This is a genomic window from Metabacillus kandeliae (assembly GCF_021166585.1).
GTDB classification, from domain to species: domain Bacteria; phylum Bacillota; class Bacilli; order Bacillales; family Bacillaceae; genus Metabacillus_B; species Metabacillus_B kandeliae.
In genome coordinates, this window is record NZ_JAJOZE010000010.1 from 73,859 (window position 1) to 88,764 (window position 14,906).

Here is a 14,906-nt window from a genome sequence, read left to right on the forward strand (position 1 = left end):
CCCTAGACCCAGCATCTCACCTGCTCTTCACTAAAAGCTCAACGGCTTCTGCCAAAACCTCTTCTGGATTTCTGCCGTCCTTATCAATGCTGTTTTTGGCGCATTCAATCAGATTGGAACTGACCACAAGGCCAATTGCCCTGTCTATAGCTGATCTGGAGGCAGAAAGCTGTGTGATGACTTCTCTGCAGTCTTTGTTTTCCTCCATCATGTTAATAACTCCGTTCAGCTGGCCCACAGCTCTCTTTAATCTGTTTTTCATTCCAGCAGGATATTCCATCCCTTCACCTCACTTCATCATTCTTGCATCTATTGCTCAAGCAGCCCTAGCTAAAATGTTTTATTCATCAACGGTTATTATCTTATACCCCTAAGGGTATAATGTCAACCACAAGAATTTAAAAAGGGAAACCATTTTCATGATTTCCCCTCTGCTTGCCTTTTTATAATGACAGCAAATATCCGTAGCTGCCCTTTGGCATATTGCATGTTTGATATTCTATTCCTAGCTCGCTGATCGCGTTTTCCATATCTTCGCTGCTAATACGATGGTCAAGCGGCGGTCCGCTTTCTGTTTCTTCTTTTGCCCAGTCAATGATCAAAAGCTTCCCGTCCTGCTTGATCACCCGCGTGAGTTCCTTCAACACGGCCTTTAAGTCAGAAACTTCATGGAGGACAAAAGAAGCGAGCCCTTTATCAATCGAGCTGTCCGGAAGATTCACCCTATTAAGATCGCTTTCAAGGTAAGAGATATTTTGCAGATTTTCTTCCTCTGCCCGCTGTCTCAGCATGTTCAGCATCGTAAGTTCAATGTCTGCAGCGTAAACTTTACCAGACGTTTTTTTAGCCATTGGCACTGCAAAATAACCGTTGCCTGCACCAAAATCTGCGAGGTGCTCATGTTTTTCGATGGCAAGGTTTTTCAGCACCTCTTCCACCGGAAGCCACTGCTCTCTTTCCGCACTGAGCAGCTTGTCTGCTTTCTCAGGATTAAATTGTTTTTCATCCATGAATGATTCCTCCCTTTTTATATCTATACAAAAATTACCCTTTTCCTTTTGCTTCTTAACATGCAGAAATTACATAAAAAACAGCTGTAAAAATTGTAAAATAATGCAACTATTTAGTTCATTATATAGAGAGAAAAGAAGTTCAGGGGTGGAGAGGAAATGCTTTCGTTTATGATCTCTGAGGTGAATGAGCACAAAAAAGAAGAGGTGCCTTTCCTCTCCTTATTTTCAGCTCAAGCATTCCACTTTTTCAATGTCTCATACAATTGGTGCGCTGCCCCTAATGCTGTTAAGTCTTCCTTTATATCACCAGGCTTGTTTCCTTCGCCTAAAATATAGCCTTCAAAGGAAACACCGGTAAAATCGAAAATATAGTGAAACTGCTGAATAAGCGGAAGTCCTTTTATACGAGGAGCATCTCCTCCGACAGCTATGACGTACGCTTTCTTCTCAGAGAGTTTTTTCAGAAAATCAGGACGTTTCAGATCTCTCATAGACTGGGACCATCTATCAATAAAGTTTTTCATCGTCCCTGTCATGCTGTACCAGTAAATCGGGGTGGAAAAAATCAAAATATCATGCTCCATCATCCTGCTGATGACGGATTCGCAGTCGTCATCTATCGCTTGAAAGCCTTCCGGGTCATGGCGCTGATCATTGATCGGCTGTATGTTATAGTCTCTTAAATAAATTTTGTCTGCCGGAAGATCTTTTACGGCAAATTCGGCAAGCGTTTCTGCGTTTCCATCCGGCCTGGTGCCTCCATAAATAATGGCGATACTCATCATTATCTTCTCCTTTTGCCTGTTAGTCATCTATAGCGTATACTACCTTTAGAAATCAGGAAAACGGATTATTTCGATCTTTTTGATCGGTAATTTCGATTAAGGGAGAATCATACCATGGATCATAAACAGCTGGTAACTTTTCGCACGGCTGCTGAAACGCTTAATTTTACTAAAACCGCGCATATCCTGAATTTTGCCCAATCAAGTGTCACAGCTCAGATCAAATCGCTTGAAGAAGAGCTCGGCAAACCTCTTTTTGAGCGTTTAGGAAAACGGCTCACCCTGGCAGAGGCAGGAAAAGAATTTATCATTTATGCCAACAAGATGATCAGCCTTCAGGAAGAAGCCAAAAATGCGATCAGCGGAAACGAAGAGCCTGCTGGAACGCTTGTTATTGGAGCGCAGGAAAGCCAGTGCACTTACCGGCTGCCGCCTATCTTAAAAGAATTCAAGCGGCAATACCCGAATGTGAAACTCATTTTCAAGCCTGCCCATTCTGACGAACTTGCAAGGGAGCAGCTCATGAAAGGCATGCTTGATGCTGCTTTTATTATGGACGTGACAAAGCCGGAAGATGCACTCAAGATCACGCCTTTAATACAGGAAAAAATTAAGCTCGTCGCTGCACCGGAACATCCTCTGGCAGGAAAGGCGGAAGTCCGTCCCCAGGACCTTCAGCAGGAAACACTGCTTCTGACAGAAACAGGCTGTTCTTATCGCACCCTTTTAGAAAATTCCTGCACGGAAGCAAACGTATACCTGCTGAATAAGTTTGAATTTGTCAGCATTGAAGCGATCAAGCAATGCGTCATTGCCGGGCTAGGCATTGCTGCACTTCCAGTTATGGTAGTGGAAGAAGACATCCGGCATGGAAATATGGCTGAATTAAACTGGGTTCACAGCATTCCGCCGATCTTCACCCATCTTGCCTGGCATAAGGATAAATGGATGACACCGCCTTTAAAAGGGTTTATTGATTTAACAGTAAACACCCTAAGCCAAGCCTAGCGATTGCTTCTTTTTTCCAAACATTCTTTTTCTCCCATCAGGCACACTATATGGTGTTCATAAAGGATGATATTGGAGGAAAAGACAATGAAAAATCATTTTGGCTCAAAGCTTGCCCTGGTTCTGCTTATAGGCGGCCTTCTTTCCGGCTGCACGATGGGAAATGAAGCACGCAATGGCCAGTTAGGAAATCAGAAGCTGAAAAAAGTGAATAATGGCGTCATCACAGCTGAAAAAACAGGCTATCATACCGATCTGCCAAGCAGCAAAGCAGGACAGATTAATTACAAAAAAGTCAATCAAGCAGGAAACATGGATGGGCAGGCTCCAAACGCCGTACTTCCCGGCGGCCAGGATCCCCTTTCTTCAGGCTACAGCGAGGTTCCTTATCAAAACCAGCAGCCTGGAACAGGGACTGCACCGGAGCAGCAGCCAAACAGCGGGCAGCAAACTCCTCAGCAGCAGCCGCAAGGGGAAGAAATGGGCTCCTTTGAAAAACGCGTCATCGAGTTAACCAATGCCGAAAGAAAAAAGAATGGCCTGCAGCCATTAGCAGCAGATTCTTCTCTAGCCAATGTAGCTCAAGAAAAATCGGATGATATGGAGCAAAACAATTATTTCTCCCATACAAGCCCTACTTACGGTTCTCCCTTTGAAATGATGAAAAGATTCGGAGAAAATTATCAGACAGCAGGCGAAAACATAGCTCAAGGCCAGCAAACACCAGAAGAAGTGGTAGATGCATGGATGAAAAGCGAAGGCCATCGTGAAAATATTATGAACAGCGAATTCACGAACATCGGCATCGGATACACGAAAGACGGAAATTATTGGTCCCAGATGTTCATCGGGAAATAAGGAATTGTGCAGACAAAAACCGGCTCCTGGATTAACTAAGAGCCGGTTTTGCGATTATTGGATCGTTTTAAGGCTTCTCCCCCGCTTTCAAGCAGCTGTCAGCACGGATATCGGCGGATGGGAGCCCGATATCGGCGAACTCCAATTACATCGAGCACTCCCCTCATACGTATCACCGAACTCCAATCAACAAAAAAATCGCTTAGAGGACCCATCCCCTAAGCGATTTACTTATTCGTGGAAATTCGTGCCGTCTGTTGTAGCCTTGACCACTCCGGCGCGAATGACATAGTCGCCAAAGTGCTCGCCTGCCAAGCGTTCTTTTGCATAAGAAGCCAGCAGGACGCGCAGTTCTTTCAGGATTTCTTCTTCTCCGATGTTTTCACGGTACATTTTGCTCAGACGGCTGCCATCAAACGCAGCGCCGAGATACATGTTGTACTTTCCGACAGATTTGCCGATAAAGCCGATTTCGCCTAGCGCGTGGCGTGCGCAGCCGTTCGGACAGCCTGTCATGCGAATGGTGATTTCTTCATCGCGAAGGCCGTTCTCATCAACAATTTCTTCAATCTTATCGATTAAGCTTGGCAAGTAGCGCTCAGCTTCTGCCATGGCAAGTCCGCATGTTGGAAGCGCGACACAGACCATAGAGCTTCTGCGGAGGGCTGAAAAATGCTTGCCGTCTGTTAAGCCATATTGCTCAAGCAAGGCATTGATTTTCTTCTTTTGCAGAGAGGACACATTGCCGATAATCAAATTTTGATTAGCTGTCAGGCGGAAATCGCCTTTATGAACTTTCGCAATTTCGCGAAGGCCTGTTTTTAGTTTCAGCTCATCGTAATCCTTGATGCGCCCGCCCTCTGCGAAAAGAGTAAAATGCCATTTTCCTTTAACGCCCTGCACCCATCCATAACGGTCGCCATTACTGTCGAAATGATACGGCTTTGCGTCCTGCAAGCTATAGCCGAGTCTGTCTTCAAGCTCTGCTTTAACGTTTTCAAGGCCCAGTCTGTCAACTGTATACTTAAAGCGGGCATTTTTCCTAACGGAGCGGTTTCCGTAATCACGCTGGATCGTGATAATTTTTTCAGCCACTTCAAGGATTTGATCAGGTGTGCAAAAGCCGATCACTTTTGCCAGCTGCGGATATGTCGCCGTGTCGCCATGCGACATGCCCATTCCTCCGCCGATCGCGATATTAAAGCCCTTCAGCACATTGTCTTCAACGATGGCAATCAAACCGAGATCCTGTGAAAAGACATCCACATCATTTGATGGCGGAAGCGCAATGCCGATTTTGAATTTCCTCGGCAGGTAAAGCGGCCCGTACATCGGCTCTATTCCATCTGCATCAGGTGTTCCAGCTACCTGTTCTTCATCAAGCCAGATTTCATGATAGGCTCTTGTCCGCGGCAGCAAATAATCGCTCAGCTTTTTTGACCATTCATAAACTTCTGTATGGAACTCAGACTGAAATGGATTGGATACACTCATGACGTTCCGGTTAACATCCCCGCAGGCTGCAATCGTATCAAGCAAGGAAGAATGAATTTCCTGAATCGTTTTTTTCATGTTCCATTTTAAAATCCCATGCATTTGGAAAGTTTGGCGAGTCGTCATTTTTAACGTGCCATTGCCGTATTTGTCGGCAAGTTCATCCATGACAAGCCATTGGTCAGGCTTTGCCACACCGCCCGGCATCCGGACGCGGAGCATAAATTGGTATGCAGGCTCAAGCTTCTGCTTTTGGCGCTCATTTCTTAGATCCCTGTCATCCTGCAGGTAGCTGCCGTGATGCTTCATCAGGCGGTTATCATCATCAGGAATACCGGCGCTAATCCGGTCCAGCATCACGTCAGAAAGCGTGCCGCGCAAGTACTTGCTTTCTTCTTTAATGCGCTCCACATCACTCGGCGGGCCTTCTGGCGCAGTTAAATTCCGGTTTACCATTATGAAAAACTCCTTTCACTTCTCAATAGACATCCCGCTGGTAGCGTTTTTCCTGCTGCAGGTCAGATAAATACTTTTCTGCCTGTTCGCGGTTCATGCCGCCTTCTTTTTCAATAATATCGATCAAGGCATGATGCACATCATGCGCCATATTTTTTTCATCGCCGCAAACATAAACAACTGCTCCGTCCTGAAGCCAGCTGAACAATTCTTTGCTTTTCTCAAGCATGCGGTGCTGCACATAAACCTTTTCCTCGCCGTCACGGGAGAAGGCAACATCCATCTTCGTCAGCACGCCGTCTTTGATCCATTTCTGCCATTCTGTCTGATAAAGAAAATCCGTTACAAAATGCTGGTCGCCGAAGAAAAGCCATGACTTGCCTTCTGCACTTGTCTCCTCCCGCTCCTGCAGGAAGGAACGGAACGGTGCAACTCCTGTGCCTGGACCAATCATAATAATCGGCGCATCATCAGCAGGCAGCTTGAAATTTTGATTGGACTGCACATAGACAGGCAGCTTATCACCAGGCTGCAGGCGCTCTGCACATAAAATGGAGCAAACCCCATTCCTCGCGCGTCCGTAAGAATCATAGCGTACAGCGCCGATCGTTAAGTGCACCTCATCAGGATTGGCCTTCAGGCTGCTCGCAATCGAGTAAAGCCGTCCGGGAATTTTCCGAAGCAGGGAAACGATCTCCTGAGGAGAAACACCCCACGGTCCGAAATCCTGCAGCATATCCAAGAGGTCGCGGCCTTCAAGATATACTTTTAGTTTCCCCTCATTTCCCGCTGACAAAAGCTCTCTCAGTTCATTATTGTCTGTCAGCTTTGCCGCCTGTTCAAGAAGCGGCTTCGTCAGCACGGTAATTTCAAAATTGGATGTCAGCGCATCTTTTAAAGAACGCACATCTCCTTGCTTATTCACCGTCACGATTTCTTCCGGATGCCATTTCATTTCATTGATAATCAAGTCCACCAGTACAGGGTCATTTTCAGGATAAATCCCCAGGCTGTCACCCGGCTCATAAGAGAGGCCGGAACCTTCCAGTGAAATTTCGATATGAGTCGTTTCCTTATTGGAACCGCGGCCGTTCAAATTGATGCTTTCCAGAATTTCAGCATGAAACGGATTGGATCTGCTGTAGGCACTTTCTGTCTCTTGGGGAGCTGCCGCCACAGAGGACTGCCCACCGCCTCCAGCCTGTGATTCGCTTAATCCGCTGATCACGCCCTGCAGCCATTCATCTGCAGGCTCATCATAATCCAGATCACAATCTACGCGAGGGGAAAGACGTGTTCCGCCAAGCTCCTCAAGGCGCTGATCAAACTCTTTGCCTGTCTGGCAGAAAAACTCATAAGAACTGTCGCCAAGAGACAGAACAGAGAAACGGAGCCCCTCAAGCTGCGGAGCCCTCTTTCCATGAAGAAACTCATGGAAGGTTAAAGCATTATCAGGGGGATCCCCTTCACCGTGCGTGCTCACCACAATCAGCAGGTTCTGAACTTTTTTCAGCTGATTAGGCTTAAAATCGCTCATGGATGAAACCTTTACTTGAAACCCTTTATTTTCAAGAGCCTTGCCGCTTTTCGCTGCAAGCCCCTGCGCATTGCCTGTCTGTGAGCCGTATAATATGGTTACTTCCTTTGAAACCGCCTCCTCCTTTACTGGAGAAACGGCCTCCCCTGCTTCCGGAGCAGCAGAAACACCGGAAGAGGAAGAAGCCGCCAAATAACCGGCGAGCCAAATCCGCTGTGTTTCCGTTAATGCCGGCAGCAGATTGTTTAATAGCTCTGCCTGCTCCTGGCTAAAAGGACTGTTTGATACCTGAAGTTTCACGCTACCACCTCGCTATTGTATAAAAACTCAATTTTCAGTCAGTTATTATTGTTAAATCCTATCAATAAAGTTGGTTTAAAGCTATCACTTCTTACTTTACCGCAACAAAAGGCATTAGTAAAATAAATTTCAGTTATTTCAAGGATTAGTATTTTTTATGATTGATCACCTAAATACTTTGAGCACAATACATCATATCCTGCTCTCGAATGAGGCTGTTGATTTCGGCTTCACATTCTTTTTTTAAATAGCTTAAAAAAATAAGAAAAGCCACCCTTTAAGTTCTTAAAAGCTGGCTTTCAAAAAAGAAAAATGCTTTAAAAATTCCTTTTCATTCACACAGATCCTGTCCGCTAAATCCTTCGTTCTCAAAACAAACTCTTTCACCCCGATAAATTCTGATTCGGCAACCAGGTAAAACTGTGTTCCTCTGTTATATCCTTTGAATGGTGCTTTTAGCTTATAGAGCTTCATATGAAATTTCCTCAATGTTAGTAATAATTTAAAAAGTTTACCATTCTGCCAGTTTTTAGACAAGTTGTTGTTGCACCCTGCATAAGAACCGCTCTATTCTTAACCTATACCTATATATTAGGAGGAACCGAATTTGCTGACAGCGAAACAATTGGTCGATATAAAAGAACTTCAGCGGGATTGCGAATCAGGAGAGAATTTTGAATTAAAACTGAATTGGGATATGCTCCGCACCCGTCCGGAAAATGAAACAACTGATTTTTTCTTCTATGAAAAGGAGAGATTGCTCGGCTTTTTAGCTATTTATGAATTCGGCCATAAGGCAGAGCTTTGCGGGATGGTACATCCGGAACACCGCAGAAAAGGAATCTTCACAAACCTTTTTAAACAGGCTGAAAAGCAGTTAGAAGAAAAGCAATACAAGAGGATCCTGCTCAATGCGCCTGCCAATTCCCAGAGTGCAAAAGGATTGTTAAAATCTTTCCCCTGTTCTTATTCATTCTCTGAATATCAAATGAAATGGCACGAGAAAGAGCTGCACAAACAGCCCGATGTGCTGCTGCGGCCTGCAGAGCCAGCAGACATGGAAATGGAAGTTTTGCTTGATGTAAAATGCTTCGGTTTTGAAGAAAGCGATGCAAGAGCATATAACGAGCGCATACTCGCAGTTGACGATCATTATATGATTGATTGGAATAAAAAGACTCTAGGGAAAATGCGCCTCTCCTTTAATGAAGGGGAAGCATGGGTTTACGGATTTGCCGTTTTGCCGGAATATCAGGGCAAAGGGATCGGACGGAAGGCTCTAACAAACGCGATTTTAGCAGCCGCTGAGAAAGGCTATCCGATTTTTCTCGAAGTGGAAGCCAAAAATGCTCATGCTTTAAAGCTGTATGAAGCTTGCGGATTTCAAGCCTACTCCTCGCAGGACTATTATTTGTTAGCATAAGAAAAAGCACCTTGTGAAAAGGTGCTTTTTGCTATAAATAAAAGGCTTTACTCCTTATTGAAGGTAAACGTGTGCTTGAGTGAGGTAAAGTACCAGCTGCCATTTTGGCAGCTTTTTCTTATTCAGCTTACCTAAGCATTTAGCTGAAGATCGTTTTTTTAAAATTCAGGAACTATGCCGTATCTTTTTTAGGCAGTTGTTCGTTTATCATATAAATGAGGTAATTGAATGGAGGATAATGCGATGGAAAAAGTACTTATTCTTGGTGCAAGCGGTCTTGTAGGAAGAGCTTTATTGGAAGAATTTAAAGATGGATTTGACCTGTATGGAACATATTCTACTTCGTTCACCAATCTCCCTAATGATAAGCAGTTCCAATTGGAAGTACAACAAATTGAGAAATTGAGAGAAATAACACGTTCTATTAAACCCGACATTGTTATTTCTTGCATTAGAGGAGAGTTTGCTCATCAACTCAAGTTTCATAAAGAATTGGCACTTGAATTACAAAGCAGCAGCAGTCGTTTGTATTTCTTTTCTACAACAAATGTATTTGATGGCGACTTTTCTAAACCACACACAGAAACAGACATACCTATATCCGAATCAGATTATGGAAATTTCAAACTTGACTGTGAGAACTTGCTAAAAGAAATGTTAGAAGATCGAGCAGTGATTATCCGTATCCCAGCGATATGGGGAAGGCATTCCCCAAGATGGAACTTAATCAAAGAAAGCATGAGAAATAATAAAATAATTGATGTGTACAGTAATTTATTTCAGAGTAATCTTTTGGATGTACAGTTGGCAAAACAACTAAGGTTTATCATAAAAAATAAGCTAAAAGGCATATTTCACTTAGTTGCAACGGATATGATGACTGAGGCACAATTCTATGAAGAGATCATAAGTTCACTTGCAAGTGAAAAGGCCATATTACGGTATAGGCTTTTTCAAGATAATGCGGACACACGATATTTTGCATTGAAATCAACTCGTGATGATCTGCCAGACTCTCTACAAAGCAAGAATAGTGATATTATTTCTTTCCTATTGAGATAGCCTCGTCTTTATTGAATTTACTTTTTCAGAGGGTAAAGCTTTTCTTTTTTACGGTTCATTTCTCGAATGAAGGTATGCGTAAATGATGCTAAATTAATTCTTAACTATCTGCCTCGAGTGCTGCACAAAAGTCAAAAAACAATCTTCAACTAACCTTCCTTTAGTTGAAGATCGAAAAAAGGTTACCATAGCAACCCAATTGTTCAACTTAAGCACCCGATAGCATTCCTGTAGTTCGTTATTTTTTGAATTTGAAAAAAATAGGGGCTCTCAGTAAGATGTGAGTATAGACAACACCCTAACTCACAGCTTTAGGAGGAACCCTCTTATGAAGTTAGCTTGCCTAACGGTTATAAGCTTTGTGAGACTAACAGCAAGCTATTTTGCATTTTCTAAGCGGAAAGAAATTTTATACTAACGGAGGGGAATGAAATGAAGATTTTGTTTGATGAAACATACACTTCAAATGATGGAAAGCATACAAGCAGGAATATTTGGTATGGATATGCTGATATTTCTGTTGATGGCCCCCATGGAAAAACCATTGTGCTTAATGAAGATTTTTTGGATCAATTATGTAAATTAATAAAAAATGACTTGTCTAAGAATGCAGCAAATCCCCCTACTCAAACTAATTGGTATTTCTATGGAAGTGCTGTCACTAAGGACGCTATTGGAGACAATATCCGTCCGGCAATAATGGTTCGTGAGAGATCTGACGAGTTTGTAACTAATTTTAATATTAGTGACCACGATTTTGCTGTAAATATTGATGCTATTCTGTTGTTTAAGGCGGATTTTGAAAAACGTTTAGCGAGTCATTGATGAGTAATATCAGTATAAGCATATTCAAATTATTTGAGGGGATGATTTCATAATGAATTCATTCTCCTTTTTCATGTGGTGAGAGTCATTTTGTGTCGCGGAAAAGGATATTTTAGACCGGGACCTGATCTTAGTGAATGAATTCAGCTATTATACTAGTTAGTCTTCTAGATACGGAGAACGGTACGGCGAAGGGGGTGAAGGTCATATTGCACAGGGGTCTGTGGGAGGAACAATGCCCCTCGAGATTAGTGCCTCCGTGGTGAGCTTTCGATCTTGAGGAATCTAAATATGCTTTTCATATAGCTGCACAACTTGCTTTGCTACAGATTCAATATCACTATCTACTTCTTCTAGTACATAAGATTCCAATACTCCCAGTGTTGCCGTTCCTAAGAACTTCAAAAAAATATGCCTATCAATAATAAGATGCGAATCTTCATTAAGCTTTTTATTTATCTCCCCCATTGTAAAAGACAATAGCTTTTTGCGAAATGATGAAGCACCTTGACTTTTAAACAATGCCGCAAAAAATGATTTATGTTCCTCAAAATAAGCAAACCATAATATCGAACCTTCTATGATGCCTTTGTCTTGTTTTTGATCACATATTTCTCGCAATTGTGCTATATGATCATCCACAATCTTATCTAACAGATCGTATTTATCAAGGTAATGCAGGTAGAATGTTTTTCGACTAATGTTAGCTGTTTCCGTAATATTTTTAACCGTAATCCCGTCAAATCCATCCGTAACTAACATCTGTAAAAACGTCAATTGAATAGCCTGCCGAGATTTTAAAATTCTTCGATCTATTTTACCCACACAGCAGTCCTCCTCCAGTTTGTAAACAACACAAGCAATCTGTGTATTAATACTCATCTTGCGTAATATGGTAATTGAATCAACTATTCCTTTATTTTAATATAAATATACACGAGGCGATTAATACGCACAAGTGTATTTAATTCTTGAATAAAGGTGGTTTTAGCTGTGCCAGTTACTAAAAAGAAAGTAAAATTTCATGCACATGGACTACAAATTGCGGGGATTGTAAATGTACCTGAACATGCTGAAAAAAAGAAACAAAATCCAGCAATTGTTTGCGTTCATCCGGGCAGCAGCTGTAAAGAGCAAACAGCAGGCATTTACGCGGAGAAACTTGCTGAGCTAGGGTTTGTAACGATTGTATTCGATGCATCCTTTCAAGGAGAAAGCGAAGGCGAGCCACGGTATGCCGAATACCCAGCTGCTCGTGTTGAGGATATTCGGTGTGCGGTTGATTACCTAACGACACTAGCTTATGTCGACGAAAATCGTATTGGCGTATTAGGTGTTTGTGCAGGAGGCGGATATGCCGTGAATGCTGCAATGACAGAGCGTCGCATCAAAGCAGTTGGTACGGTCGTCGGTGCGAATATCGGCCGTGGATATCGTGAAGGAGATCCAATCAAAGTTTTAGAGGAAATTGCTCAACAACGCACTGCTGAAGCGCGTGGAGCCGAACCTATGGTTACACAGTGGATTCCTGCTAGTCATGCAGAAAGAGAAGAAGCTGGTATGACTGATATCGATATTGTGGGAGCAGTAGACTACTACAGAACTCCAAGAGGTCAGAATCCTAATTCTCCAAACAAATTGAAATTTACCAGCATAGATTCGGTAATCGGTTTTGATGCTGTCCATTTAGCAGAAATTCTGCTAACACAGCCACTGCAAATCATTGTCGGTGATTTGCAAGGAGTGTTTGGTTCATATAAGGATGGCCATGAACTTTATGACAGAGCAGCTTCTGAGAAAAAAGATTTGTTCGTTATTGAAGGAGCAAGCCACTATGACCTATATGACAGGCCGGAGCCAGTGCGCAAGGCAGTTGAAAAGTTAGGCGTTTTCTATAAAGAAAATCTTTAGTAATCATGCAAACGAGGGGATCTCAAAAGACACCCTCAGGCTGTCGAAAAAGACCACTCCTTCTACTGCCTTCACAAACTAAATTGCTCTTTGGTTCATGGGAAATACTGCTTCTTCCACCTCCAACAACAGGTTTTTTTATTAGTTAGAACTTCACTTCCAAGCAACAGCAAAGAGAAATTTTTTCTTTTATATCCTTGGACATCATTTAATTTAAGCATTACACATAAAAAACCAGAGCAGTAACACTGGTTTATAACTTAGAAATCTTAATCAAGAAGGTGGTGTAACGTCTATTTCCACATTACAATTCCAACAGGTAACATGAGCTGCCCCTTAAAAAAATGCAAAGCCGTATTCCTGTTACAAAAGAATACGGCTTTAAATGTCTTATGGATTTATTCCCTTTTAGTAAAAGTGTACCTTCCATTAAATTATGGAAGCATTCCGAAATAATTTGATATTCATTCCGCTGATGAGGTTTATAAAAATTACACCTATACTGCCTTATGTTTCCCTTTTTTGGCATCCTCCACAAAGAGAATTCCGAGCTCATAATGCTCACCCTCGTAAAGGGCTCTTTGAGCATAGCGGATCTCGCCGTTCAAGCTGATCAGCTCAAGCTTGCAGAAAGCACCGTTCTTCTGTAGGGCCGCATAAAACTCATCCGGCGTTTTAACTGAAATCCCGTTTGCCTTCATGACCATTTCTCCGACTTTCAGACCCATTTTATCTGCAGGCGAGCCAGGGAGGATCCCAAGAATAACAAGCCCCTTGTCCCGTTTTGAAAAGTAAAACGATGCAGCATTATCGTTCATCCGCTGACGGATCGAAATGGCTTCCCTGCCTGCAATGGCAAGAACAGCAGCAAGATAGGAAATCGGAATCCACCAGATGCTGGTTAAAGAGATGACGAGAATAAGGGCACCGAGCCACATGACTCTTTTTCCAGTTACCTGAATGCTTTCCCTTGGCAGCGAGCCTTGAACTCTTTGATGAAAGCCGATAAAGAAAGGAACAAGCAGGAATGTGAATGACTGGCCCGCAAGATCAAATACCGGCCACCAGGAAAAGTTCGCGCTGATCACATCTCCCGGGATCAGCAGGAAGACGGGCAGCATCCATGTTTTATCAGCCAGATGGTTGCCAATCGGCAAACCTCTGCTGCTGGAGACGATATTTGGGGAGGTTTTAACAAACCCGGATCTTAAAATCAAGTAGCCTTCTGCAATTAAAAGAAGGCTGAGCAGAATAACAAGAGCCGGCAAATAGAGGTGATTGAGGCCTGTGAAATATTGCTGTGCAGTTCCGCCGCCCAAGCTGTTCAAAAGCACAGCAGCAAAAAACGTCAGGCCGACCGTGTATGCTGCAGATAGAAAACGGAGCTGAAAGGTCAGGCCAATCACAGCCGTTACAAGTGCAAGCAGCATTATGCTGCCATTCGGCAGCAGAAGACCAAGTCCTATTGTTATCACAGACAGCAGGAGGCCAGCCAATAGACCCTTGCTGAATGCAAATTTCCATTCCTCATATAAATCCTGTATGCGCGTATGAAAACTCCGCCGCTCCCTTTTCACCCTGTAAAGTCCTCTAACGAGAAGAAGGACCGCAAAAAGGTAAAGCAGCGGCTGTGCAAACAGTCGGAGAATTCCCCATCCTAAAGCAATCAGCCAATCCATGAAAACAGTTCCACCACCTTGTTAACAATTCGGACATCTATCTATATAGGTATCCTCATTCTATCAGATTTGAATGCGCTTGAATATAAGATGGAGAGCGGTTTTTAAGAACTTTTACCCTTGCGGCAGCGGGCTACTTCAGGTTCTTCCATAAGACTGAATTAGACAGGGAAAAATCGAGCAGCGGCGCATAAATTTTAATATTCAATGACTCTTCAAGAAGCTGCATTGACCGCTTAATATCTGCTAAGCTTAAAGACAGCCGTTTATGATTGGACGTCAAATAATCAAAGTATTTTTCCGCATCCTGTTCCTGCACCTCATCTAAATGCTTGATATCTGTATAATTAGCCAGATACATGCAAAAAAGCTGGAGCCATCTGCTGCTTTTACTGTTAGTATATATGCTTGGCCTCGTTTTCTCCCTGAATTCCTCCATCAGGTTACGATAGATTTGTTCTCTCATCACACTAGCCCTTTTCAAAGTGAAGTCCCCCATTTTCTATGAAGTGTAATGTGCAGAACAGGAATACCTCTATGTTACCATTTGTAATG

Annotated in this window: 15 protein-coding genes; 6 read left to right on the plus strand and 9 right to left on the minus strand. The window is 43.0% G+C overall.

Features of this window, described 5'->3' with window-relative positions; translation table 11 throughout:
* Positions 1-16: 16 nt before the first annotated feature.
* The 3 genes from LRR81_RS17005 to LRR81_RS17015 all read right to left on the minus strand — a co-directional run bounded on the left by LRR81_RS17005 (position 17) and on the right by LRR81_RS17015 (position 1,795).
* Positions 17-280: a metal-sensitive transcriptional regulator gene (locus LRR81_RS17005; RefSeq protein WP_231790590.1), complete on the minus strand. Its 264-nt coding sequence runs from the start codon at positions 278-280 to the stop codon at positions 17-19.
* A gap of 163 nt (positions 281-443) precedes the next feature.
* A complete protein-coding gene (locus LRR81_RS17010) occupies positions 444-1,010 on the minus strand; it encodes a class I SAM-dependent methyltransferase (RefSeq protein ID WP_231790591.1) in 567 nt (188 codons plus the stop codon).
* Positions 1,011-1,243: 233 nt separating this feature from the next.
* Complete coding sequence (locus LRR81_RS17015; RefSeq protein WP_231790592.1) at positions 1,244-1,795, minus strand: flavodoxin family protein; 552 nt, start codon at positions 1,793-1,795, stop codon at positions 1,244-1,246.
* A 117-nt stretch (positions 1,796-1,912) separates the two neighbouring features.
* Here LRR81_RS17015 and LRR81_RS17020 point away from each other — a divergent pair, with 117 nt between their 5' ends.
* Positions 1,913-2,806, plus strand: a complete 894-nt coding sequence (locus LRR81_RS17020) for a LysR family transcriptional regulator (protein WP_231790593.1) — start codon at positions 1,913-1,915, stop codon at positions 2,804-2,806.
* A gap of 87 nt (positions 2,807-2,893) precedes the next feature.
* Complete coding sequence (locus LRR81_RS17025) at positions 2,894-3,664, plus strand: CAP domain-containing protein (protein WP_231790594.1); 771 nt, start codon at positions 2,894-2,896, stop codon at positions 3,662-3,664.
* Positions 3,665-3,895: 231 nt separating this feature from the next.
* Here LRR81_RS17025 and cysI read toward each other — a convergent pair whose 3' ends face one another.
* The 3 genes from cysI to LRR81_RS17040 form a co-directional block, all read right to left on the minus strand.
* Positions 3,896-5,614, minus strand: coding sequence for an assimilatory sulfite reductase (NADPH) hemoprotein subunit (cysI, locus tag LRR81_RS17030; protein WP_231790595.1), 1,719 nt, complete (start codon positions 5,612-5,614; stop codon positions 3,896-3,898).
* A gap of 22 nt (positions 5,615-5,636) precedes the next feature.
* Positions 5,637-7,451, minus strand: coding sequence for an assimilatory sulfite reductase (NADPH) flavoprotein subunit (locus LRR81_RS17035; protein WP_231790596.1), 1,815 nt, complete (start codon positions 7,449-7,451; stop codon positions 5,637-5,639).
* A 285-nt stretch (positions 7,452-7,736) separates the two neighbouring features.
* The gene (locus LRR81_RS17040; protein WP_231790597.1) at positions 7,737-7,925 is read right to left on the minus strand and encodes a hypothetical protein; all 189 of its coding nucleotides are present in this window, start codon (positions 7,923-7,925) and stop codon (positions 7,737-7,739) included.
* A 133-nt stretch (positions 7,926-8,058) separates the two neighbouring features.
* Here LRR81_RS17040 and LRR81_RS17045 point away from each other — a divergent pair, with 133 nt between their 5' ends.
* From LRR81_RS17045 to LRR81_RS17055, 3 genes are all read left to right on the plus strand, one after another.
* A complete protein-coding gene (locus tag LRR81_RS17045; RefSeq protein WP_231790598.1) occupies positions 8,059-8,874 on the plus strand; it encodes a GNAT family N-acetyltransferase in 816 nt (271 codons plus the stop codon).
* Between the two features lie 243 nt (positions 8,875-9,117).
* A complete protein-coding gene (locus LRR81_RS17050; RefSeq protein WP_231790599.1) occupies positions 9,118-9,936 on the plus strand; it encodes a sugar nucleotide-binding protein in 819 nt (272 codons plus the stop codon).
* A 432-nt stretch (positions 9,937-10,368) separates the two neighbouring features.
* Positions 10,369-10,761: a hypothetical protein gene (locus LRR81_RS17055; protein ID WP_231790600.1), complete on the plus strand. Its 393-nt coding sequence runs from the start codon at positions 10,369-10,371 to the stop codon at positions 10,759-10,761.
* Between the two features lie 285 nt (positions 10,762-11,046).
* Here LRR81_RS17055 and LRR81_RS17060 read toward each other — a convergent pair whose 3' ends face one another.
* A complete protein-coding gene (locus tag LRR81_RS17060) occupies positions 11,047-11,586 on the minus strand; it encodes a TetR/AcrR family transcriptional regulator (protein WP_231790601.1) in 540 nt (179 codons plus the stop codon).
* Between the two features lie 168 nt (positions 11,587-11,754).
* Between LRR81_RS17060 and LRR81_RS17065 the strand changes: the two genes are divergently transcribed.
* Positions 11,755-12,672, plus strand: coding sequence for an alpha/beta hydrolase (locus LRR81_RS17065; protein ID WP_231790602.1), 918 nt, complete (start codon positions 11,755-11,757; stop codon positions 12,670-12,672).
* A gap of 497 nt (positions 12,673-13,169) precedes the next feature.
* On the opposite strand, the gene LRR81_RS17070 is transcribed toward LRR81_RS17065, so the two are convergent.
* Both LRR81_RS17070 and LRR81_RS17075 read right to left on the minus strand, forming a co-directional pair.
* Positions 13,170-14,351 carry a PDZ domain-containing protein gene (locus LRR81_RS17070; protein ID WP_231790603.1) on the minus strand — a complete coding sequence of 394 codons (1,182 nt, stop codon included), beginning with the start codon at positions 14,349-14,351 and terminating at the stop codon, positions 13,170-13,172.
* Between the two features lie 133 nt (positions 14,352-14,484).
* Entirely contained in the window at positions 14,485-14,835 is a 351-nt protein-coding gene (locus LRR81_RS17075; RefSeq protein WP_231790604.1) for a swarming motility protein SwrAA, read from the minus strand.
* Positions 14,836-14,906: the final 71 nt, after the last annotated feature.

Excerpts from the sequence above, each read along its gene's own strand:
- LRR81_RS17070 (WP_231790603.1), bottom strand. The coding sequence starts at position 14,351 with ATGGATTGGCTGATTGCTTTAGGATGGGGAATTCTCCGACTGTTTGCA.
- LRR81_RS17025 (WP_231790594.1), top strand. The coding sequence starts at position 2,894 with ATGAAAAATCATTTTGGCTCAAAGCTTGCCCTGGTTCTGCTTATAGGC.
- LRR81_RS17005 (WP_231790590.1), bottom strand. The coding sequence starts at position 280 with ATGGAATATCCTGCTGGAATGAAAAACAGATTAAAGAGAGCTGTGGGC.
- LRR81_RS17040 (WP_231790597.1), bottom strand. The coding sequence starts at position 7,925 with ATGAAGCTCTATAAGCTAAAAGCACCATTCAAAGGATATAACAGAGGA.
- LRR81_RS17010 (WP_231790591.1), bottom strand. The coding sequence starts at position 1,010 with ATGGATGAAAAACAATTTAATCCTGAGAAAGCAGACAAGCTGCTCAGT.
- cysI (WP_231790595.1), bottom strand. The coding sequence starts at position 5,614 with ATGGTAAACCGGAATTTAACTGCGCCAGAAGGCCCGCCGAGTGATGTG.
- LRR81_RS17020 (WP_231790593.1), top strand. The coding sequence starts at position 1,913 with ATGGATCATAAACAGCTGGTAACTTTTCGCACGGCTGCTGAAACGCTT.
- LRR81_RS17050 (WP_231790599.1), top strand. The coding sequence starts at position 9,118 with ATGGAAAAAGTACTTATTCTTGGTGCAAGCGGTCTTGTAGGAAGAGCT.
- LRR81_RS17055 (WP_231790600.1), top strand. The coding sequence starts at position 10,369 with ATGAAGATTTTGTTTGATGAAACATACACTTCAAATGATGGAAAGCAT.
- LRR81_RS17015 (WP_231790592.1), bottom strand. The coding sequence starts at position 1,795 with ATGAGTATCGCCATTATTTATGGAGGCACCAGGCCGGATGGAAACGCA.